Source organism: Pseudonocardia sp. CA-107938 (assembly GCF_050936315.1).
Taxonomy (GTDB): Bacteria; Actinomycetota; Actinomycetes; order Mycobacteriales; family Pseudonocardiaceae; genus Pseudonocardia.
In genome coordinates, this window is record NZ_JBNJNA010000001.1 from 4533183 (window position 1) to 4553508 (window position 20326).

Annotated in this window: 21 protein-coding genes; 8 read left to right on the top strand and 13 right to left on the bottom strand. The window is 74.6% G+C overall.

All coding sequences use genetic code 11. The features are described 5' to 3' along the window. Positions 1 to 68 precede the first annotated feature (68 nt). Both ACQEVB_RS22495 and ACQEVB_RS22500 read left to right on the top strand, forming a co-directional pair. Complete coding sequence (locus ACQEVB_RS22495) at positions 69 to 1868, top strand: glycoside hydrolase family 2 protein (RefSeq protein ID WP_432974528.1); 1800 nt, start codon at positions 69 to 71, stop codon at positions 1866 to 1868. Further along, entirely contained in the window at positions 1865 to 2887 is a 1023-nt protein-coding gene (locus tag ACQEVB_RS22500) for a LacI family DNA-binding transcriptional regulator (protein WP_432974530.1), read from the top strand. Before ACQEVB_RS22495 ends, ACQEVB_RS22500 begins: the two co-directional genes overlap by 4 nt. Here the strand turns inward: ACQEVB_RS22500 and ACQEVB_RS22505 are convergent. After that, on the bottom strand, positions 2877 to 3362 hold the full coding sequence (locus tag ACQEVB_RS22505) for a carboxymuconolactone decarboxylase family protein (RefSeq protein ID WP_432974532.1): 486 nt from the start codon (positions 3360 to 3362) through the stop codon (positions 2877 to 2879). The two genes, ACQEVB_RS22500 and ACQEVB_RS22505, sit on opposite strands and share 11 nt — an antisense overlap. Before the next feature lie 174 nt (positions 3363 to 3536). Here ACQEVB_RS22505 and ACQEVB_RS22510 point away from each other — a divergent pair, with 174 nt between their 5' ends. From ACQEVB_RS22510 to ACQEVB_RS22525, 4 genes are all read left to right on the top strand, one after another. Beyond that, positions 3537 to 4424: an RNA polymerase sigma-70 factor gene (locus ACQEVB_RS22510; RefSeq protein WP_432974534.1), complete on the top strand. Its 888-nt coding sequence runs from the start codon at positions 3537 to 3539 to the stop codon at positions 4422 to 4424. A 48-nt stretch (positions 4425 to 4472) separates the two neighbouring features. Next, the gene (locus ACQEVB_RS22515; RefSeq protein WP_432974536.1) at positions 4473 to 4877 is read left to right on the top strand and encodes a hypothetical protein; all 405 of its coding nucleotides are present in this window, start codon (positions 4473 to 4475) and stop codon (positions 4875 to 4877) included. A gap of 29 nt (positions 4878 to 4906) precedes the next feature. After that, a complete protein-coding gene (locus ACQEVB_RS22520) occupies positions 4907 to 5284 on the top strand; it encodes a hypothetical protein (RefSeq protein ID WP_432974538.1) in 378 nt (125 codons plus the stop codon). A 145-nt stretch (positions 5285 to 5429) separates the two neighbouring features. Next, the gene (locus ACQEVB_RS22525; RefSeq protein WP_432974540.1) at positions 5430 to 6845 is read left to right on the top strand and encodes a protein kinase domain-containing protein; all 1416 of its coding nucleotides are present in this window, start codon (positions 5430 to 5432) and stop codon (positions 6843 to 6845) included. A 4-nt stretch (positions 6846 to 6849) separates the two neighbouring features. Here ACQEVB_RS22525 and ACQEVB_RS22530 read toward each other — a convergent pair whose 3' ends face one another. Then, entirely contained in the window at positions 6850 to 8262 is a 1413-nt protein-coding gene (locus ACQEVB_RS22530) for an amidohydrolase family protein (protein ID WP_432974542.1), read from the bottom strand. Between the two features lie 9 nt (positions 8263 to 8271). Further along, positions 8272 to 8739 (bottom strand): DUF1348 family protein, encoded by a 468-nt coding sequence (locus tag ACQEVB_RS22535; protein WP_432974544.1) that lies wholly within the window; start codon positions 8737 to 8739, stop codon positions 8272 to 8274. A 19-nt stretch (positions 8740 to 8758) separates the two neighbouring features. Between ACQEVB_RS22535 and ACQEVB_RS22540 the strand changes: the two genes are divergently transcribed. Next, a complete protein-coding gene (locus ACQEVB_RS22540) occupies positions 8759 to 9328 on the top strand; it encodes a TetR/AcrR family transcriptional regulator (protein ID WP_432974546.1) in 570 nt (189 codons plus the stop codon). Between the two features lie 79 nt (positions 9329 to 9407). On the opposite strand, the gene ACQEVB_RS22545 is transcribed toward ACQEVB_RS22540, so the two are convergent. Both ACQEVB_RS22545 and ACQEVB_RS22550 read right to left on the bottom strand, forming a co-directional pair. Next, on the bottom strand, positions 9408 to 10586 hold the full coding sequence (locus ACQEVB_RS22545) for a VWA domain-containing protein (RefSeq protein ID WP_432974548.1): 1179 nt from the start codon (positions 10584 to 10586) through the stop codon (positions 9408 to 9410). Continuing rightward, on the bottom strand, positions 10583 to 11068 hold the full coding sequence (locus ACQEVB_RS22550) for a MarR family winged helix-turn-helix transcriptional regulator (RefSeq protein WP_432974550.1): 486 nt from the start codon (positions 11066 to 11068) through the stop codon (positions 10583 to 10585). Before ACQEVB_RS22550 ends, ACQEVB_RS22545 begins: the two co-directional genes overlap by 4 nt. 116 nt (positions 11069 to 11184) lie before the next feature. Here ACQEVB_RS22550 and ACQEVB_RS22555 point away from each other — a divergent pair, with 116 nt between their 5' ends. Next, entirely contained in the window at positions 11185 to 11604 is a 420-nt protein-coding gene (locus ACQEVB_RS22555) for a DUF6069 family protein (protein WP_432974552.1), read from the top strand. Here the strand turns inward: ACQEVB_RS22555 and ACQEVB_RS22560 are convergent, their stop codons facing one another. From ACQEVB_RS22560 to ACQEVB_RS22595, 8 genes are all read right to left on the bottom strand, one after another. After that, positions 11605 to 13800 (bottom strand): DUF5682 family protein, encoded by a 2196-nt coding sequence (locus tag ACQEVB_RS22560; RefSeq protein ID WP_432974554.1) that lies wholly within the window; start codon positions 13798 to 13800, stop codon positions 11605 to 11607. Further along, complete coding sequence (locus ACQEVB_RS22565) at positions 13797 to 14882, bottom strand: ATP-binding protein (RefSeq protein WP_432974556.1); 1086 nt, start codon at positions 14880 to 14882, stop codon at positions 13797 to 13799. Before ACQEVB_RS22565 ends, ACQEVB_RS22560 begins: the two co-directional genes overlap by 4 nt. Beyond that, positions 14879 to 16423: a DUF5691 domain-containing protein gene (locus ACQEVB_RS22570; protein WP_432974558.1), complete on the bottom strand. Its 1545-nt coding sequence runs from the start codon at positions 16421 to 16423 to the stop codon at positions 14879 to 14881. The genes ACQEVB_RS22565 and ACQEVB_RS22570 overlap by 4 nt, the downstream gene beginning before the upstream one ends. A 184-nt stretch (positions 16424 to 16607) precedes the next feature. Beyond that, positions 16608 to 17912 carry an SWIM zinc finger family protein gene (locus tag ACQEVB_RS22575; protein WP_432974560.1) on the bottom strand — a complete coding sequence of 435 codons (1305 nt, stop codon included), beginning with the start codon at positions 17910 to 17912 and terminating at the stop codon, positions 16608 to 16610. 50 nt (positions 17913 to 17962) lie between these two features. Next, on the bottom strand, positions 17963 to 18361 hold the full coding sequence (locus ACQEVB_RS22580; RefSeq protein ID WP_432974562.1) for a PPOX class F420-dependent oxidoreductase: 399 nt from the start codon (positions 18359 to 18361) through the stop codon (positions 17963 to 17965). Then, a complete protein-coding gene (locus tag ACQEVB_RS22585) occupies positions 18358 to 18720 on the bottom strand; it encodes a VOC family protein (protein ID WP_432974564.1) in 363 nt (120 codons plus the stop codon). The genes ACQEVB_RS22580 and ACQEVB_RS22585 overlap by 4 nt, the downstream gene beginning before the upstream one ends. A gap of 334 nt (positions 18721 to 19054) precedes the next feature. Next, positions 19055 to 19663, bottom strand: a complete 609-nt coding sequence (locus ACQEVB_RS22590) for a class I SAM-dependent methyltransferase (RefSeq protein ID WP_432974566.1) — start codon at positions 19661 to 19663, stop codon at positions 19055 to 19057. Next, positions 19660 to 20322 (bottom strand): TetR/AcrR family transcriptional regulator, encoded by a 663-nt coding sequence (locus tag ACQEVB_RS22595; RefSeq protein WP_432974567.1) that lies wholly within the window; start codon positions 20320 to 20322, stop codon positions 19660 to 19662. The genes ACQEVB_RS22590 and ACQEVB_RS22595 overlap by 4 nt, the downstream gene beginning before the upstream one ends. Positions 20323 to 20326 lie beyond the last annotated feature (4 nt).

The following is a 20326-nucleotide window of genomic DNA, read 5'->3' on the forward strand; positions in this document are numbered from 1 at the left end:
GGGTTGACAGAGCGTCGTCGCCATCACGATTCTCACGTTGTAATGCCGCCTGCGAGAGGTCTCCGCCCGTGAACGACGTCCCCCGTCCCGAGCACCCGCGCCCGACGGCGGTGCGCCCCCTGTGGCGCTCGCTGAACGGGCAGTGGGAGTTCGAGATCGACCAGGGCGACTCCGGCCTGGAGCGCGGCCTGCGCGACCGGCCGCTGACCGGGCAGATCACGGTGCCGTTCGCGCCGGAGTCGACGGCGTCGGGGATCGGGAACACCGACTTCCTGGAGGCCGTCTGGTACGCCCGAGACGTCGAGGTGCCGGCCGAGTGGGCCGGCAGGCGGGTGCTGCTGCACTTCGGCGCCGTCGACCACGACGCCACGGTGTGGGCCGACGGGGTCGAGGTGGTCCGGCACCGCGGCGGGTTCTCCTCCTTCACCGCCGACCTGGGAGAGCGGGCCGGCGAGACCGTGCGCGTGGTCGTGCGCGCCCGCGACTCCCGGCACGGCGTGCAGGCCCGCGGCAAGCAGGCCACCTGGTACGCGAACACGCACTGCCACTACACCCGCACCACCGGCATCTGGCAGACGGTGTGGCTGGAGGCGGTGCCGCCGCTGCACGTCCGCTCGGTGCGGATCACGCCCAACCTGGCGGCGGGCACCGTCACCGTCGAGGCTCCGGTCACGGCGAACCGGGCCGGCCACCGGCTCGTCGTCGCCCTCTCGGACGCGGACGGGCCGGTCGCGACCGCGTCCGCGAGGGCGGATCTGGACCTCACCCCGACGGTCACCGTGACCGTCCCGGCCGAGCGGCTGCGGCCCTGGTCACCGGCCGATCCGCACCTCTACGACGTCACCGTGCGGCTCGTCGACGCCGACGGTGACGTCGTCGACGAGGTGGAGAGCTACACCGGCATCCGGTCGATCTCGATCGACGGAAAGCGGCTGCTGCTCAACGGCGAACCGGTGTTCCAGCGGCTCGTGCTCGACCAGGGCTGGTGGCCGGACACGTTGATGACGGCGCCGAGCGACGCGGCGCTCGTCCGCGACGTCGAGCTGGCGCTGGCCGCCGGGTTCAACGGGGCGCGGCTGCACCAGAAGGTGTTCGAGGAGCGCTTCCTGCACCACGCCGACCGGCTCGGCTACCTCGTCTGGGGCGAGTTCGGCGACTGGGGCGCGTCCGGGCAGAGCGCCGTGGGGCACAACCAGCAGCCCACGGCGTCGTTCGTGACGCAGTGGCTGGAGGTGCTGGCCCGCGACCACAACCACCCGTCGATCGTCGGCTGGTGCCCGCTCAACGAGACCTACCAGGCGCTGCACGACCGCATCACGGTGCTCGACGACGTCACCCGCGCGATGTTCCTGGCCACCAAGCTGGCCGACCCGACCCGCCCGGTGATCGACGCGTCCGGCTACTCGCACCGCGTCGCCGAGACCGACGTGTACGACTCCCACCACTACGAGCAGGACCCGGAGCGGTTCGCCGAGCTGATGAAGGGCCTCGGCGAGGACGCTCCCTTCGTCAACCTGCACGAGGAGCGCGCGGTCTCGCTGCCGTACGCGGGCCAGCCCTACTTCGTGTCCGAGTTCGGCGGCATCTGGTGGGATCCCGACGCCGCCGCGGCGGCCGGCGACGACCGCAGCGAGTCGTGGGGCTACGGCGACCGCGTGCGCGACGAGGAGGAGTTCCACCAGCGGTTCGCCGGGCTCACGGCGGTGCTGCTGGGCGATCCCGACATGTTCGGCTACTGCTACACCCAGCTCACCGACGTCATGCAGGAACGCAACGGCATCTACCGCTTCGACCGCTCGGAGAAGCTCGACGTCGCCCGCGTCCGCGCCGCCCAGCAGCGCCCGGGCGCCGGCGAGCAGGAGCGGTGACCAGCAGCAGGCCGCCGACGATCAAGGACGTCGCCGCGCTGGCCGGGGTGTCGTGGAAGACGGTCACCAACGTCGTGCACGAGCGGACCAACGTCGCGCCGGACACCCGCGCTCGGGTGCTGGCCGCGATCGCGCAGCTGGACTACCGCACGGCGCTGCCCGCGCGGCAGCTGCGGCAGGGCCGCACGCACACCCTGACCCTGGTGGTGCCGGACGTGCGCAACCCGTACTTCTCGATGCTGATCGAGGCCGTGTTCGCGGCGGCGCAGGTGCGCGGGTACGCCGTGTTCGTCGAGACGGCGGGACGGGCGCCACGCGACGAGGAGCGTGCGGCGTCGTCGCTGCTGCGGTTCGCGTTCGACGGGGTGATCTTCAGCCCGACCTACACCTCGCCGACCGAGCTGCTGCGGCTCGCGGCGCGACTGCCCGTCGTGCTGCTGGGCGAGAACACCGCGGGTGCCGGCCTCGACACGGTCGCCATCGACAACGTGGCGGCCGCCCGCGAGATCACCGAGCACCTCGTCACGACCGGGCGGCGGCGCATCGCGTTCGTCGGGCACCGGCCGGACGGCGCGCCCGAGCCCGGCGGGGTGCGCGTGCAGGGCTTCACCGAGGCGCTGGCCGCCGCCGGGCTCGCCCCGGCCGCGCTCGTCGAGGCGCTCGTCTACGACGAGGCCGGCGGTGCCGCCGGGGTCGCCCGGCTGCTCGCCGACGCCCCCGACGTCGACGGCATCGTCTGCGCCAACGACCTCCTCGCCACCGGTGTGCTGCACGGGCTGCGCGCGGCCGGGCGCACGGTGCCCGGCGATGTCGCCGTCACCGGCTGGGACGACATCCCCGTCGCCGCCTACCTCGACCCCGGCATCACCACCGTCGCTCCCGACGTCCCCGCCCTCGCCGGAGCCGCCGTCGATCGCGTCGTGGCGCGGGTCGACGGCGCCGACGGGCCGTGGGAGCAGGTCGTCGTCCCGCACCGGATCGTGGTGCGCGGCTCGACGACGCCCGGCGTCAGCTCGTGAACTCGCCGAACATGCCGGGCTCGTACGAACCGGCCGGGGTGCGCAGGACGACGTTCATCCGGTTGGCCGCGTTGATCAGGCTGACCAGGGCGATCAAGGCGGCGGTCTGGTCGTCGTCGTAGTGCTTGCGCACCTGCGCCCACGTCTCGTCGGACACGCCCTCGTGGGCGTCGGCGAGCCGCGTGGCCTCCTCGGCGAACGCCAGCGCGGCCCGCTCCGCCTCGGTGAAGACGACGGCCTCGCGCCAGACGGCCACCAGGTGCAGCCGCACCGCGGTCTCCCCGGCGGCCGCCGCGTCCTTCGTGTGCATGTCGGTGCAGAAGGCGCAGCCGTTGATCTGGCTGGCGCGCAGGCTCACCAGCTCCTGGGTCGCCTTCGGCAGCGGCGACTGCGCGATCACCATCGCGGCGTTGGCGAAGCGCTTGGCGAACTTCGTGGCGAGCTCGTTGCCGAAGAAATCGAACCGTGCGTCCATGACGTCGTCCTCTCGGATGGCCGGTGCATGTGCATCGGACGCCCACCAGATGCCGCGGACCCGCCGCGTGTGACAGCCCGGCCGACGTGACCCACGCCACGCCGGTCAGCTGTCACAGGACGGTGGAGCGCGGCATCTGGTGGGTGGCATGGTCGGCGCGAGGAGGACGAACCCATGAGTACCCAGGACGCGCACACCGCGGCGTTCCTCGAGCATCGCAACCTGCTCTTCACGGTCGCCTACGAGATGCTCGGCTCGGCCGCCGACGCCGAGGACGTCCTGCAGGAGACCTGGATGCGGTGGACCGGGGTCGACCTCGACACCGTCCGCGACCAGCGCTCCTACCTCGTGCAGATCACCACCCGGCAGGCGCTCGGCCGGCTGCGCACGCTCGGCAGGCGCAAGGAGTCCTACGTCGGGCCCTGGTTGCCGGAGCCGCTGCTCACCACACCCGACGTGGCCGACGACGTCGAGCTCGCCGAGAGCGTCTCGACGGCGATGCTGCTGGTCCTGGAGACGCTGACGCCGACCGAGCGGGCGGTGTTCGTGCTGCGCGAGGTCTTCGACGTCGCGTACGAGGAGATCGCCGTCGCCGTCGACAAGTCCCCGGCCGCGGTCCGCCAGATCGCGCACCGGGCGCGGTCGCACGTCGCTGCCCGCCGGCCGCGCGGGACCGCCTCCTCGGCCGAGACCCGCGACGTGCTCGCGTCGTTCCAACGGGCCGTCGAGACGGGCGACCTGCAGGGACTGCTCGACGTGCTCGCGCCGGACGTCGTCCTGATGGGCGACGGCGGCGGCGTCAAGCAGGCCGTGCCGCGTCCCATCGTCGGGGCCGACCGGGTGGCCCGGCTGCTGATCGGCGGACCGGCCCGGACCGATGGCGTGCTGGCGTACGAACCGGCTCAGGTCAACGGCTTCCCCGCGCTGATCATCCGGCTCGACGGCGAGCTCGACACCGTCATCACCGTCCGGTCGGACGGCGGCGTCATCACCGGTCTCTACGGCGTGCGCAACCCCGCGAAGCTGTCGTTCATGGAGCGGGAGACCGCGCTGCGTCGCTGATCGGCGTGAGAGGCCACGGAAGCGCCGAGGCAACCCCCGACTGCCACCGTGCTCCTCGATCGGGAGGAGATCGACGTGAGCTGGCATTGGGTGCTGTTCGTGGGGTACGCCGCACTGGTCGTCGGGTTCAGCGTGGTACCCGGGATCCTGATGGTTCTCAGGGGCCGGGCGCCCGACGCGTTCCGGTACGTCACCGTCGGGTGGCGCTGGGTCCCCGTCGACTTCACGCCGGACGAGACCCGGACGTTCGGCCGGCAGCGCATCGTGCGGGGCGTGATGTGGCTGTGCGTGGCGTGGGTGATCATCTTCTGGGCCGACGGATCCGCTCCGGCCGTCCTGACCTGGCTGGTCGCGGCCGCGGCGGTGGCCTTCTTCGGATGGGCGTTCATGCTGGCCCGGCAGGTGCGCCGCCTGCCGTCGGTCGTCGAGGCGAGCGCTCAGCGGAGCCGCTGAGCGCAGCTCGAGTCACGACGGGGACGGTGATGACCGGCAAGTGGTTCGTGTGGTTGGTGTTCGCCGGGTTCTCGGGCGCGTTGATCGTCGTGCCCGGGATCCTGATGATCGTCAGGGGCCGGGCGTACCGGTTCTACCGGTACATCACCGTCGGATGGCGGTGGAAGCACGTCGACCTCACCTCCGACGAGACGAGGACGCTCGGCTGGTACTACATCGCGCTGGGAGTGCTGTACCCCGGTGTGGCGCTGGCGGTCCTGTCCCTCGACGAGGACGTGGCTCCGTCCGTACTGACCGGGGTGGCCACCGCGGCATCCGCAGCCACATTCGTGTGGGCGATCGTGCTGAGCCGACGGGTGCGCCGCCTGCCGTCCGTCGTCGCGGCGCGGCGTCCGGCCGCCGGCTGAGGGCGCGTCCCCCGCGAGTCCTGTGTTCTGCCGCGCGACTCGCCCGGCGAAACGCAGGACTCGCGCGGCGGAACGCGGGACTCGCGGGAGTCGTCGGCCGCTGCGCGGGTTCCGTCGCGGGCCGGACGCCGTAGGGTCGTCCCCGATGGATCCGCTCCTCCCCACCGATCCCCGCACGATCGGCCCGTTCCGCGTCGACGGGCGGATCGGCGCAGGTGGGATGGGGCAGGTGTTCCTCGGCGCCGATCCGCACGGCCGGCGCGTCGCGATCAAGGTGGCGCACTCCGAGCTGACGAAGGATCCGAAGTTCCGGGAGCGGTTCCGCCGCGAGATCCGCATGGCGTCGACGATCCCGGCCTGGTTCACCGCGCCCGTGCTGGCCGCCGACCCGGACGCGACGCCGCCGTGGCTGGCCACCGCGTTCGTGGACGGTCCGTCGCTGCAGGAACGGGTGCGCGAGGGCGGGCCGCTCCCCGCCGCGCAGGTCGCGGCCCTGGGGGCGCGGCTCGCGGCCGGGCTCGCGATCGTGCACGCCACGGGCTTGGTGCACCGGGACCTGAAGCCCGCCAACGTGATCCTCTCGGCCCAGGGGCCGCGACTGATCGACTTCGGGATCGCCCGCGGCCTGGGCGCCACCAACCTCACCGGTACCGGCAACCTCATGGGCACCCCGTCGTTCATGTCGCCGGAGCAGGCGACGGGGTCGCGTGACGTCGGCCCGTACAGCGACGTGTTCGCGCTGGGCGCGCTGCTGGTCTACGCGTCGACCGGCGCGTCGCCGTTCGACGCCGGCACGGTCGCCGGCAGCATCTACAAGATCGTGAACACCGTGCCGGACGTGTCGGCGGTGCCCGAGCCGTTGCGCGGGCTCGTCCGCTCCTGCCTGTCCCGCGATCCGGCCGCCCGGCCCACGGCCGCGCAGGTGCAGGACGCGCTGGGCGGTGACCGGTTCACCGTGCCTCCACCGGTCACCGTCCCGCTGGCGGCCCGCCCCGCGCCGCCGCTGCCCGCCGAGGCGCCGACCGACCGCACGCCGGTCCCGACCACGCCCCGTCGGGCGCGTGGCCGGCTGGCCGCGATCGCGCTGGTACTGGCCCTGGTGACCGTCGGCGGGGTGTGGTTGGCGACCCGCGCCCCGGGGGTCGAGAGCGGCGCGGCGCCCGCCGACGTCACCTCCGACGGCCAGCCCGTCGACGCCTCCGTCGATCCCCGCTTCGGCACCGGCGGAGCGCTCTTCCGCACCCCGTCGGGCAACATCGCCTGCCGGATGGACCCGAACGAGGTGCGCTGCGACGTCGGCGACCGCACGTGGACGGTGCCCGCGCGGCCGCCGGGCTGCACCGGCGCGTGGGCCACGGGGGCGACGATCAGCGGGTCCGGCGAGGGCACGCTGTCCTGCGTGGCCGACGACCTCGGCGGCAGTCCGGCAGTGCTGGGCTACGGCGAGTCGGTGCGGCTCGGCCAGCTGGTGTGCGTCAGCCGCCAGACCGGCGTCCGCTGCGAGAACGGTGCCACGCTGCACGGGTTCGCCGTGTCGCGCACGTCGTTCGAGCTGTTCTGATCCGTCACACCTGGTGCGTGACGCGGCCGGCGACGGCCGTGAGCAGCACCTCCGTGGCCCGCAGGTCGGTGCTGGTGGTGAGGTCACCGGCCACCACGGCCAGGTCGGCGACGTCGCCGACGGCGAGCTCGGTCCGCCCGTCGCACGACGCGGCGACCGCCGCGGCCAGCGGCAGCGCCTGCTCCGGGTGCCACGGCGGCCGCTCGTCGTCGGTGCGGGTGACCGCCGACGCGATGCCGTCCCACGGGTCGAGCGGCGCGACCGGTGCGTCCGAGCCGAACGCCAACGGCACCCCGGCGGCGTGCAGGTCGGCGTAAGGGAACGCGCGTCCGGTGCGTCCGGCCCACCAGCGGTCGGCGACGTCCCGGTCGTCCGGCTGGTGCGCCGGCTGCACGCTCGCGGTGACACCGAGCTCGACGAACCGCGCGACGTCGGCCGGGTCCAGCAGCTGGGCGTGCTCGATGCGACCCGGCGTGCCGACGGCGGCGAACGCGTCCAGCGCCACGGTGGCGGCAGCGTCGCCGATGGCGTGCACGGCCGGGGTGATGCCGTGCGCCGCCCCCTTCGCGACCAGCTCGGTCAGCTCGGGGAGGGGCAGCGCCAGGTGCCCGCGGGAGTCGGTGCCCGGGTAGGGCGTGCAGCACCAGGCGGTGCGGGTGTTGAGCGAGCCGTCCACGAACAGCTTGAGCGGCCCGACGGTCAGCTGCGGGTCGTCGAGCACCTGGCCGGTGCGGTGGCCGCGGGCGATCGCGGTGTCGAGCAGGTGCCGGGCGATGACGCAGCGCACCCGGGTGGCGAGCGGGCCCTGCGCGGCGCGGCGGGTCCAGTCGACGACGGTGTCGGCGAACTCGAAGTCGTCGACGGCGGTGACCCCGCGGGTGGCCGCCGCGGCCAGCGCCTCGCGCGCCCACCGGTCGACGGTGGCGGTGTCGGGGCCCGGTAGCGCGGCCGTTGCGCGGTAGCACTCGTCCTCGACGAGCACGCCCGTCGGGTGGTCCACGCCGATCAGCGCGAGGGCGGCGGGGGAGAGCCACAAGGTGTGCAGGTCCTGGCTGGACAGCGCGACCGGGCGGCCCGGCAGCGCGGCTTCGAGGAGATCCTTGTGCGGCTGATCGGGCCACAGCGCGTCGCGGAAGCCGGCGCCGCTCACCAGACCGGTGCCCGGGCCGGCGGCCGCGGACACCTGCGCCACGGCCTCGGCGGCGGAGTGCGCGCCGTCGAGCTGCACCTTCTGCCGCGCGGCCGCCCACTGCCCGATGTGCACGTGCGCGTCGCGCAGGCCGGGGAGGATCGTGCCGCCGTCGGCGTCGAACCCCGACCCGGTGCCGGCGGGCCGGATCGCGGCGATCACGCCGCCGGCCACCTCGACGTCGACCAGCAAGCCACCGGGACCGTTGCGGACGTTCGTGATCAGCACACGCTGAGACTAGAACCCGAGATCGGACAGCCCCGGGTGGTCGTCGGGCCGCGGCCCGGACGGCCAGCGGTAGGCGCGCTCGGCCTCCGTGATCGGCACGTCGTTGATCGACGCGTGCCGCACGGCCATCAGCCCGTGCTCGTCGAACTCCCAGTTCTCGTTGCCGAACGAGCGCCACCACTGGCCGTCCGCGTCGTGGCTCTCGTAGGCGAACCGCACGGCGATGCGGTTGTCGCCGTACGCCCAGATCTCCTTGATCAGGCGGTAGTCCAGCTCCCGCTGCCACTTGCGGGTCAGGAGGCCGACGATCTCGGCCCGGCCGGTGACGAACTCGGAGCGGTTGCGCCAGCGGGAGTCCTCGGTGTACGCGAGCGACACCTTCTCCGGGTCGCGGGTGTTCCACGCGTTCTCCGCCATGCGGACCTTCTGGATCGCCGTCTCGAGCGTGAACGGTGGGAGCGGGGGGCGGTCGGCCATGTCCCGTAGGCTAGAGAACGTGCGTTCTCCGAGCAATGACGAGATCCTCGACGCCGCCGATGCGCTCTTCTACGCCCGCGGGGTCCAGACCGTCGGGATGGACGAGCTGCGCACTGCGTCGGGGGCGTCGCTCAAACGCCTCTACCAGGAGTTCCCCTCCAAGGAAGCGCTGGTCGCAGCCTGGCTGCGCCGCCGCGACGCCGCGTGGCGCGCCCGCCTCGCCGCCCACGTCGACCGCGTCGAGGAGCCGCGCGCCCGCGTCCTCGCCGTCTTCGGCTGGCTCGCCGAGTGGTTCGCCGAACCCGACTTCCGCGGCTGCGCGTTCGTCAACGCGTTCGGCGAGCTGGGCGCCACGTCGGCCGCCGTCGCAGCCGAGGCCCGCCGGCACAAGGAGCTGTTCGCCGGGTACGTCCGCGACCTCGTGACCGCCGCCGGCGGCTCACCTTCGCTGTCCACGCAGGTGTTCGTGCTGGCCGAAGGCGCGATCGTCACGGCAGCGGTGCTCGGAACGCCGGACGCCGCCCGCTCGGCTCGCGAGGCCGCCGCCGTTCTCCTCGACGGGTCTGGCGGTGCGGCGCGGTTTCGTTGATCAAGGGCAGAATGTCGTCGTTCACGATCGATCAACGACCTTTTGCCCTTGATCAACGCCACCCCCGCACCGAACACCGTCACCGCCGCGCGGCGCGGTACCCCTCCACCCAACCGGCCACGTCGCCCCGGCGCAGGGCCACGGCGAGGAGGTCGGGGAACGCGTCCGGGGTGCAGGCGAACACCGGGATGCCGAGCGCCGCGAGCGCGGCGGCGTTCTCCTTGTCCGAGACCGGGGCGCCGTCGTCCGAGAGCGCGAGCAGCACCAGCACCTGCACGCCCGCCGCGTGCAGGGTGGCGATGCGCCGCAGCATCTCCTCCTCGTTCCCGCCCTCGAAGAGGTCCGTGACCAGTACGAACAGCGTGTCCCGCGGCTTGGTGACGCGCGACGCGCAGTACGCGACCGCCTGGTTGATGTCCGTGCCGCCGCCGAGCTGCGTGCCGAACAGCAGGTCGACGGGGTCGTCGAGCCGGTCGGACAGATCCACCACCGCCGTGTCGAACACGACCAGCGACGTGCGCAGCGACCGGATCGTCGCCAGCACCGCGCCGAACACGGCCGCGTAGACGACGGAGGCCGCCATCGACCCGGACTGGTCGATGGCGAGCACGACCTCCCGCTCCAGCGCCTGGCGCCGGCGGGTGTGCCCGACCAGCCGTTCCGGCACGACGGTGCGGTGCTCGGGCAGGTACCGGGTGAGGTTCGCCGCGATCGTCGCGCCCCAGTCGATGTCGGACGGGCGCGGGCGGCGGGTGCGCGATGCCCGGTCGAGCGCCCCCGACACCGCCGAGCGGGTGTGCTGCGCGATCCGCTTCTCGATGGCGGCGACCACGTCGCCGACGACCTTGCGCGCCGTGGCCCGGGTGGTCTCGGGCATCACCCGGTTCAGGCTCAGCAGCGTGCTGGCCAGGTGCACGTCGGGTTCCACCGCGGAGAGCAGCTCCGGTTCCAGGAGCATGCGGTGCAGGCCCAGCCGGTCGACGGCGTCGCGCTGCATCACCTGCACCACCGTCGACGGGAAGTAGGTGCGGATGTCGCCCAGCCAGCGCGCCACCGCCGGCGCCGAACCGCCGAGCCCGCCGGAGCGGCGGCCGGTCCGGCCGGAGCCGGTGCTGTCGGCGTCGGGCCGGTCGTAGAGCACGGTCAACGCCTGGTCGATGCCGGCGTCGCCGGCGCCGAGCCCCTCGCCGAGCCCTTCCTCGGCGTCGGCGCCCAGCAGGAGCCGCCAGCGCCGCCCCCGCTCGTCGAGTGTGCTCACGGACGCAACCTACTGCGCGGGGCCGGCCGCACGGCCGCCTCGATCGTCCCCGCGATGCGGCCCAGCTGCCGGACCTGGCTGGGGGTGAGGCGGTCGAACACCAGCCGCCGCACCTGCTCGACGTGGCCGGGGGCGGTCCGTTCGACGAGCGCCCGCCCTTCCGGTGTCAGGGTGGCGAGCGTGTAGCGGCCGTCGGACGGGTCCGGGCGTCGGGTGATCCAGCCGTGCTGCTCGAAGCGGTCGAGCGCCTTCGACACGCGGGGGAGTGCGCCGTTGCCGACGCGGGCCAGATCGCTGATGCGGGCCTCGTCGTTCGGGCTCGCCGACAGCTGGGCGAGCAGCCCGTACTCGAAGTGGCTGATCCCCGCGTCGCGCTGCAGCTGTGCGTCCAGCTCGTGGGGCAACCACGTCATGACGCACAACAGGGCCATCCAGGTGGACATCTCCTGCTCGTCGAGCCACCGGGGCGCCTCCGCGTTCATCCCGCCAGCCTACGCCAGTGACGGTTTCCTGGGAAACTCGTATGGCTTGAACAGGCAACCGTTTTGTTTTAGCGTTCACTTGTCAAGGCAAGTCATCAACTCCCCGAGGAGCGCCCATGAGCAGCACGAGCACCGCAGCCGCCACCGACAGCGGGCTGCGCGGCATCGCCCTCTCCGCACTGGTCGTCACGGTCATCAGTGGCGTCGTCAACACCCTGATCTCCCTCGGTGCCCAGGCGTTGGGGGCCGACGCCGGGTTGGTGATGGGGCTTCAGCCCGTGACCTTCCTGGTCTTCACCCTGATCGGCGCGCTCCTCGGCGGGCTCGGCTGGCACCTCGTGCGCCGGCGCGCTGCTGACCCGGCGCGGACGCTGAGGTGGCTGGTGCCGGCCGTCGTCGCGGTGTCGCTCGTTCCCGACCTGCTGGTGGCGGTGTCGTTCAGCGCCGTCGGGGGCATCGCGCTCGGCCTGATGCACCTGGTCGTCGCCGGCGTCGCCGTGCCGACCTACCGGCGGTTCCTGCCCCTTCCGCGGTGATCAGCGCGCGCCGGCCAGGAGCGCAGCGACCGCGGCGACGGCAGGGGCGGCGCGGCGCTCGTCGACCACCTCGTCGACGGTGTCTGCCGCAGGGTCCGCCAATCGGTGCACGGCGTGACCCAGCTCGACGCGTTCGGGCCGGGTGTACTCCCCGAACGTGCGGCGCAGCAGCGGCAGCACGACGAGGAAGTCCTCCTCGGCGAGTCCGGCCACCCACTCGTCGAGCAGGCCGAGCAGCTCACGGTCGTGCACCAGCAGCAGCCCGCCGCCGGACAGCAGCCCCTCCACCCATGCGGCCTGCGCGGGCGGCGACGTCCCGACCGACAGCTGCGCCGACAGCCGCCGCGCCGCCTCCGCGTGGTCGAGCGCGCCGCCGTCGGTGAGGAGCCGGACGATCCGCCCGGCGAGCAGGCCGTGCACGTCGCGGCGGTCGGCCAGCCCGCGCAGCGCTGCCGTCCAGCGGGCGATGTCGGCCGGCTCGTTGCGCAGCGCCAGCGCAGCGTGCACCCCGTCGACGGCGCCGCGCAGCTCGCGGGCGGCGTCCTCGCCGAGCCCGGTGACCGCAGCGGGCAGGCCGGCGCAGATCCGCACCAGCAGCGCCTCGACGATCCCGCCGAGCGCGGCCGTGTCGGTCCCGCGGACGTCGCCGTAGCGCTGTGCCCGCACCAGCGGCGGCACCGCCGCCATCAGGTGCGCGACGTCGAGGTCCAGCGCCGCTTTCGCGTCGAGCGCGGCCAGGACGCCGGGCAGCGCGTCGGGCAGGTCCGTCAGCAGCACGCGTTCGACGGTGCGGGTGACGCCGGCCAGGTCGGGTGCCGTGGCGGCGTCGTGCGTGAGCCGGGCTGTGGCCGCGCCGGCCACCGTGGTGCCGAACCGGGCGGCGTCGATCACCGCGACCGACAGCTCCGGCTGCCACCGCACGTCCCAGCTCTCCCGGAACGTGCCCGTCGAGGCGACGGCGTCGTCGGCAGGCCGGCCCCAGTCGATCTCCAGCGCGGCCAGCCGGTGCAGCAGCTGCGAGCGGCCACGGTCGATGTCGCGACGCAGGTCCAGCGCGTACGCGCGGCCCAGCGGGTCGCGCTTGAGCCGCAGCGTGCGCGCCTGCGCGAGCAGGTCCACCTCCAGCGGCACTGCCGGTGCCTCCGCCGGCACCGTGCCCAGCCGCTCGCCGACGACGAGGTCGTTCGTGACGTAGCGCAGCGGCACCGCGTCGCCCTCGCAGAGGACGGCGAGCGTGGCCTCCTGCATCTCGGCGAGCCCCGGCAGCGACCGGCCGCGCAGCGCGGCCAGCGCCTCCGCCAGCCGCACCGCCTCGATCACGTGCGCCGACGACACCGGCAGGTCCCGCGCCCGCAGCACGCCCGCGACCTGCGTGAACCAGCGCGTCACCGGCTGATCGACCGCCGTGAACAGGTGGTGGTACCAGCCGGGGGAGTCGATGCCCGCCCCGTAGCCGGACGAGCTGGCCAGCCGCGAGTGCGTGAACGGAACCCACGTCAGCGCGGACTTCCGCTTCGGCATGCCGCGCAGGGTGCGGTCGTCCGCGGCGGCCGGGGGCAGCGGCTCGGCCAGCGCCGGCCCGTGCCAGGCGCCGCACACCACGGCCACGTCGCCGTCATGCTCCTTCAGGACGGCCCGGATCGTCCGGCGCATGTACGCCTCGCGCCGCGCCTCCCACACGCCTTCGTCGGGTGCGTCCCGGCGCAGCTCCGTCATCGCCTCCAGCAGCGCCGGGAACGGCGACTCGACGTCCGCGGTGCGCGACTCGACGACCCCGTCCCACCAGCGCTCGGGATCGTCGTGGCCGGCCGCCTTCGCCAGCTCCGCGATCGGGTCGACGGGCCGCGCCCGCCGCTCCGGCTTCGCCTCAGTGGCCCGCGCGAGCACCGAGCCCGACGGCAGGTCGCAGAACCGCACCGGCACGCCGTGCGCGGCCGCCCAGCACAGCGCCTGCCACTCCGGCGAGAACCCGGCGAACGGCCAGAAGACCGACGTCTGCGGCGCCTCCGGGGCGTAGGCGAGCAGCGCGACGGGCGGCGCCATCCCGTCGGCGGTGACGAGCCCGGCGAGCGCGTCCGCGTCGGCCGGGCCCTCGATGACGACGGCTGCGGGCCGCAGCCGCTCCAGCTCCGCCAGCACCGAGCGGGCCGAACCCGGGCCGTGGTGGCGGATGCCGAGGACGTGCAGCCGCGTCACCCGCCCTCCCGGCACGCGCGGTAGAAGTCGCCCCAGCCGGCCCGCTCCCGCACGACGGCCTCCAGGTACTCCGTCCACGCGACCTGGTCGCTCACCGGGTCCTTCACCACCGCGCCGCGGATGCCGGCGGCGACGTCGGCGGCGCGCAGGGTGCCGTCACCGAAGTGCGCGGCGAGCGCGATCCCGCTGGTCACGACGGAGATCGCCTCTGCCGTCGAGAGGGTGCCGGACGGCGACTTGACGGTGGTGCGCCCGTCCGCGGTGACCCCGGACCGCAGCTCGCGGAACACGGTGACCACGCGCCGGATCTCCTCCAGCGCGGACGGCACCTCGGGCAGCTCCAGCGATGCACCCAGCTCCTCGACGCGACGAGCGACGATCGCCACCTCCTCGTCCTCGCTGGCCGGCAGGGGCAGCACGACGGTGTTGAAGCGGCGGCGCAGCGCCGAGGACAGGTCGTTGACGCCGCGGTCGCGGTCGTTCGCCGTGGCGATCACCGTGAAGCCCTTCGCCGCCTGCACCTGCGTGCCCAGCTCGGGGATCGGCAGCGTCTTCTCGGAGAGGATCGTGATCAGCGCGTCCTGCACCTCGGACGGGATGCGGGTGAGCTCCTCGACGCGCGCGACGCGACCCTCCGCCATCGCCGTGAGGATCGGGGAGGGCACGAGCGCCGCCCGCGTGGGGCCCTCGGCGAGCAGGCGGGCGTAGTTCCAGCCGTAGCGGATCGCCTCCTCGCTGGTGCCGGACGTGCCCTGCACCAGCAGCGTCGAGTCGCCGGAGACGGCCGCGGCGAGGTGCTCCGACACCCACGTCTTCGCGGTGCCGGGCACGCCGAGCAGCAGCAGCGCGCGGTCGGTGGCGAGCGTGGCCACCGCGACCTCCATGAGCCGGCGCGGGCCGACGTACTTCGGGGTGACCACGGTGCCGTCGGGCAGCGTGGTGCCGAGCAGGTAGTCGACGACGGCCTGCGGGGACAGGCGCCACGACGGCGGACGCGGGCGCGTGTCGTGCGCGGCGAGCGCGGTGAGCTCCTCGGCGTAGGCCTGCTCGGCGTGCGGGCGGAGGAGATCGGTGCTGGTCACGGGGTGGGCTCCGAAGGGTCGGGACGGGTGAGCTCGGTGGCGAACGTGTGGCGCACCTGCAGGACTGCGGCCAGCCCGCGGATCGTGGCGGGCCAGAGGGTGTGCTCGGGCGCGCGGCGGGAGAAGGCGGTGACGGTGTCGGCGCGGTCGGCGGGCAGGCCGGCGCCGGCCAGGCGCACCAGCTCCCGCACCGCGGGGGTGACGGGCTCGCCGCGCGACGCCGCGTCGGCGATGCGGGCGAGCACGGCGGCGGCCAGCGCGTCGGGCCACGGGCGGGGGCACGCCTGCAGCTCGGCGAGGCGCAGCGCGGCGGGGTCGGTGCGCAGCAGGCGGGCGATGCGCGCGGCCCGCACCGCGGGCGGCAGCGCCTCGGCCAGCTCACCGTCGGGCACCCAGATCTGCGATCGGAACACCGCGGTGCGCTCCTCCAGCCGGGGGGCCGTGGCGAGCAGGGCGGTGATCCACTGCTGGTGGCCCTCGCGGCGGGCGGCGATCCGCCAGCCGGCGTGCACCTCGGGGGCGAGGTCGTCGGCGACGGCGGCCCTGGCGAGCGCCGGATCGTCGCCCCAGGTGGTGAGCGGGGCCCGGGCGATCACCTGCACCAGCCACCACCGCGGCTGGGAGATGCGGGCGCCCTGCGGCGGGTCCTGCGCGACGCCGTCGCGGCCCAGCGCGGGCGTCCACTGCGCGGGCGGCTCCGGTTCCAGCACGGTGCCCCGCACGCCCTGCCGGACGTGCAGCACCGCCCGCGCCCGCTCGGCCGCCCGCCGGGCGTAGCCGCTGCCGGGCAGCACCGCGAGGAGGTCGGCGGCGGTGGCCCGGACGGCGGCCGCGCGGTCGTCCAGCGCGGCCTCCAGGAACGGCTCGTCGGCCGCGTCGAGCCCGACGCGCAGCTCGGCGACGAACGCCGCGCGGTCCTCACCCGTCTCCCGCGCCCAGCCGGTCGCGAGCAGGTCGCGGGCGGCGTCCGGGTCGGTGGCGCGCAGGGCGGCCAGGTGCGCCTGCCGGGCGAGCCGGCCACCGGTCTCCCACACCTGCGGATCGGCCGGGTCGGCCGGCCGCGCCGCGAGCCACGACCACTCCGGCCGGAACCCGGCCAGCCAGCGGCCCCGCCTGCCGGCCACCGCAGCCGCGGCGGTGCGCAGCTCCCGCTGGCGCGTCGCGGCCTCCAGCAGGGCGGGCAGGACCGGCGGGGGCACGATCCGCCCGGCCCGCGCCGTCTCCTCCAGCAGGACGGGCAGCACCAGCGCGTCGGCGGCCGTGAGCCGCCGGGACAGCACGTCGGCGGCGAGCGGGGTCAGCTCCGGCGAGTTCTCGGCCGGCGCCGGGCTCGGCCCGTCGCCCGCGGGCGGCGCGGGCACCAGGCCGGCGCGCTGCCGGGTGAGCAGCAGCGCCGCGGCGTCGAGCAGGGCGGCGGCGGGCTCGTCGGTGGACACCGCGCCGCCGTGCTCGGCCGCGACCCCCGGCAGGTCCGTGACGGCCACGGCGCGCGTCCCGGTGCCGACGGTGGCCGCGGCGACCAGCTCGTCCCAGGTGCTCACAGCCGCCCCCGATCGCGCACGGGGGGCGGTGGCGGCGCACACGGTCTGACGTGTGCGCGGGCGCTCCAGGGTGTGCGTGGGCGGAGGGAGGCCGGCGGCCCTGTCTGTTGCTCGCGCACACGGTGTGGTGGTGGCGCACACGTTCTGACATGTGCGCGAGCGCACCACCGTGTGCGTGGGCCGATCACAGCCGCACCGCCCGCGCCCGGTGCCAGCACGTCAGCGGACGCAGCGCGCTGCCCGTCCACTCGCCGGCCACCGTCACCGGCGACCCGCCCGAGGTGGCGACCAGCGGCCACACGTCGACGCCGGAGACCGCGAGCGGCACGACCCCGTCGGCGCACCGCAGCTGCCAGCCCGTCCCGTCCTCGACGGGGACGCCCCGGAGCACCGCAGGCCACTCGGCGAGCCACGGGTCGTCGGCGAGCGCGGTGGCGTAGCCGTCGAGCAGCGCGTCGACCGTGGTGGGCGCCGGTGGGCCGGCCGTGCCCAGCTCCCCGTGCCGGCTACCGATCAACGCCCGCAGTGGTGGGCGGCCGGGGTAGTGGTGCAGCTCGGCGTCGAGTGCGGTGCCGGGCAGCAGCACCGCGTCGGGGTGGGAGCCGAGCTCCGCACCGCCCGCGGCGAAGAGCAGCACCAGCGCCCACCGCCCGGTCGCCGCCCCGCGGAGCCACACGCGGCGGGTGTCGACCTTGCCCTCGAACGCGTCGCGCACCGCGACCACGATCCACCGGTCCCGGACGCCCGGCGCAGCCAGCACGTCGTCGCGGGCGACGGTGAACCCGACCCGCGAGCGCACGGTGGCCGCCAGCTCCGGCGGCAGCGTCGCCACCTGCTCGTACGCGCGCACGAGCAGCCGCATGCGGGCGTACTCGCCGAGCAGCCGCCCGGGCCACCCCGAGCCGGACGCGGGCGTGGCCGCGCTGCGCCGCACCATGCCGGCGATCCCGGGGGCCTGCGCGTCGACCATCCGCGCCGCCACCTGCTCGACGGGCGCGTAGCCCTCGCCCGCGGCGTGCGCGAGCCCGGTGCGGACCCGGTCGCGCAGCCAGCGCTCCAGCTCGGCGAGCCCGTCACCGACGCGCCGGTGCCGCTCCGCCGCCCGCTTGGCGGCGGCCTCCTCGTCGCGCTCGCGCGGCTCGGCGGTGCGGGCTGGGCGGGAGTCGCGGGCCTTCAACCAGTCGGCCGCGAACGCGGGCGCGGCCGGCTCCTCCGGCACCAGGTTCGACGCCCAGAGCAGCAGCAACGCCAGCGCGTGCTTGCATGGGAACTTCCGCGACGGGCACGAGCAGGAGAACGCCGGCCCGTCGAGGTCGACGGTGGTGCGGTAGGGCTGCTTCCCCGATCCGCCGCACATGCCCCACACGGCCCGCTCGTCGGCGCCGTAGACCTCCCACCGGACGGGGGTGGCCAGCCCGAGCGCGGCCTTCACCGACGCCGGATCGGGCGCCAGAGCCGCCACCCGATCCGTGCCCCACCGTTCCCGCACGCCTGCACGCTATCGGGCGGGTCCGACACTCCGCGGGCACGCCGGGCAGGTCAGCCGAGCACGACCCGGGTCGGTGTGATGCGCAGGATCACCCTAACCACCTCGGCGGGCAGGTCGCGGAAGGAATCACCGCCGCCGGGGCCGTCGTACTTCTCGCCCAACGCGATCGCGAACGCCCGGCCCGGGTCCGGCTCGACCACCGCGGTGCCGCGGATCTCGACGTACCGCTCGTCGTCGGCGGGGTCCCAGACCGTGAGGCTCACCCTCGGGTCACGCTCGACGTTGGTGACCTTGCGCCGCCCGGCAGCCGTGGAGACCAGCACGTCGTCGCCGTCGCGGTCGACCCACACCGGTGAGGTCTGCGGGCTCCCGTCGGGGTTGAGGGTGGCCAGGGCGACGACGTGCCTTGCGTCGACCAGCGTGCGGGCGAACTCGGGGAGACCGGTCACGCGGGGACGCGCACGGGCGCCGGCTCCACCATCTGGTCGAGCAGGTACACCGGGTGGCCGCCCGGGTCGAGGAAGCTCGCCCAGTGCCCGCCGGGGATGGCCCGTGGCTCGGCCGTGAAGGTGAGCCGCTCGCCGTGCTCGGCGCGGAACGCCTTCACGCTGTCGACGAGGAACGCCGGGCCGGGCTGCTCGCCCGCTACCCGTGGCCCGACCATGAACTGCACGTCGGTGCCCGGGATCGTGAACGCGATGGTGGTGTCGCCCTGTCGCCAGGCTTCGGTCCACCCGAGCGTGTCGCGGTAGAACGACAGCGCCTGCTCGACATCGGGGACCGGGTTGTAGGTGAACGCGAGCCGCACGGCACCTCCAGCACGAGGAATCGAGTGGTGCCAGGAATACTCCCATGCGCCCGAACGGGTGAGTGCAGCGGGCCGGTTCCGCCGCCCACCCGATGGCGAGTCGTGGTTCTCGTGAGGGCGAGATGCGGATTCCGCGACGCCGTGCGACCCGCGCGGCCGTACGGAATCCACATCTCCTCGACGTGGTTTCCACGACTCGCCGCCACCCGGAGCACGCGCCGCCGTCCGGGACCCTCGATTCGGGGTCATGGAGTCCGCGGCTCGCCGGACCGAGATCCGCAACTCGCCGGGACGGAATCCACGACTCGCGGGGCGGCGGCGGGCCCCGAGGCTGTCAGCGGGTGGTGGGTGCTGGCGCGCCCCGTGTCGTGCGGAGGACGCGGAAGGCGTTGCGGCTGGTCAGGCGCTCGGTCGGCCAGCCGTTCTCGGTGAGCCAGCGCTGCAGGGAGTCCGAGCCCAGGTTCTTCTGCACCACCATCAACGCCACCCCGTCGTCGCTCAGCCGCGGCAGCCACCGCAGCAGCAGCTCGTGCAGTGCCTGCTTGCCGATGCGGATCGGCGGGTTCGACCAGATCGCCGCGAACCGCACGTCCTCGGGCACGTCGTCGACGACGCGCACGTTGCCGAGCCCGGCTTCCTCGGCGTTCGCCGCGCACAGCTCCCGCGCGCGCTCGTTCACGTCCACCGCCCACACTGTCGCCCCGGGGGAGCGGGCGGCCAGGGTCAGCGCGATCGGCCCGTACCCGCAGCCGAGGTCGAGCAGGTGCCCGGTGGTCGGGGGTGGCGGCGCCTCGTCGAGCAGCACCGCGGTCCCCTTGTCCAGCCCGTCCCGTGCGAACACCCCGGCCGCCGTGCGCAGCGTGAGCGCGCGCGGACCCACCTGCAGCTCCACCGAGCCCAGCGGGCCGGCAGGCCCGGTCGGCGAGTCGAAGTAGTGGCTCACGGGTCCGGCACGGTAGCAAGATCGGGCGCCGGCACCCCGAGGTGACGGTGCTCCATCGGAGTGAACGTGAATTCACTCGGTGTGGGATCGATGCCGAGGCAGCCGTGCGCCATCACGTCGAGCAGGGCGGCCAACCGGTCGGGCTCCAGCCCGCTGCGGAAGAAGAGGGTGGACTGGATCGCGCCGACGGCGGCGTGGACGGCCAGGCGCAGCTCCGCGTCGGAGAGGTCGCGGCGCAGCGGGGCGAGCGTGTGCACCCAGTCCTCGACGTAGTGGCGCTGGGCGCGGCGCAGCCGGCGACGCGCGTCCTCGGGCAGGTTGTGGATCTCCCGGTGGTAGACCGCCAGCAACGCCCGGTGCGAGACCGCCACCGCGATGTGGTCCCTGACCAGCGCGGACATCGTGGCGGCGTCGTCGGTGCCGGCGGCGATCGCCTCCGCGGTGCCGCGCTCCAGCCGGGCCATGCCCTCCTCGAGCAGCTCGACGAGGATGGCGTCCTTCGAGGCGAAGTGCCGGTAGATCCCGGAGCCGACGATCCCCGCCTCGGCGCCGATCTCGGCCATGCCGACGGTGTGGAACCCGCGGTGGGTCGCCAGGCGCGCCGCGGCGTCGAGGATGCGCTCGCGCCGCTCGGGGTCGCGCCGCTTCGGGCTGGCCATCTGG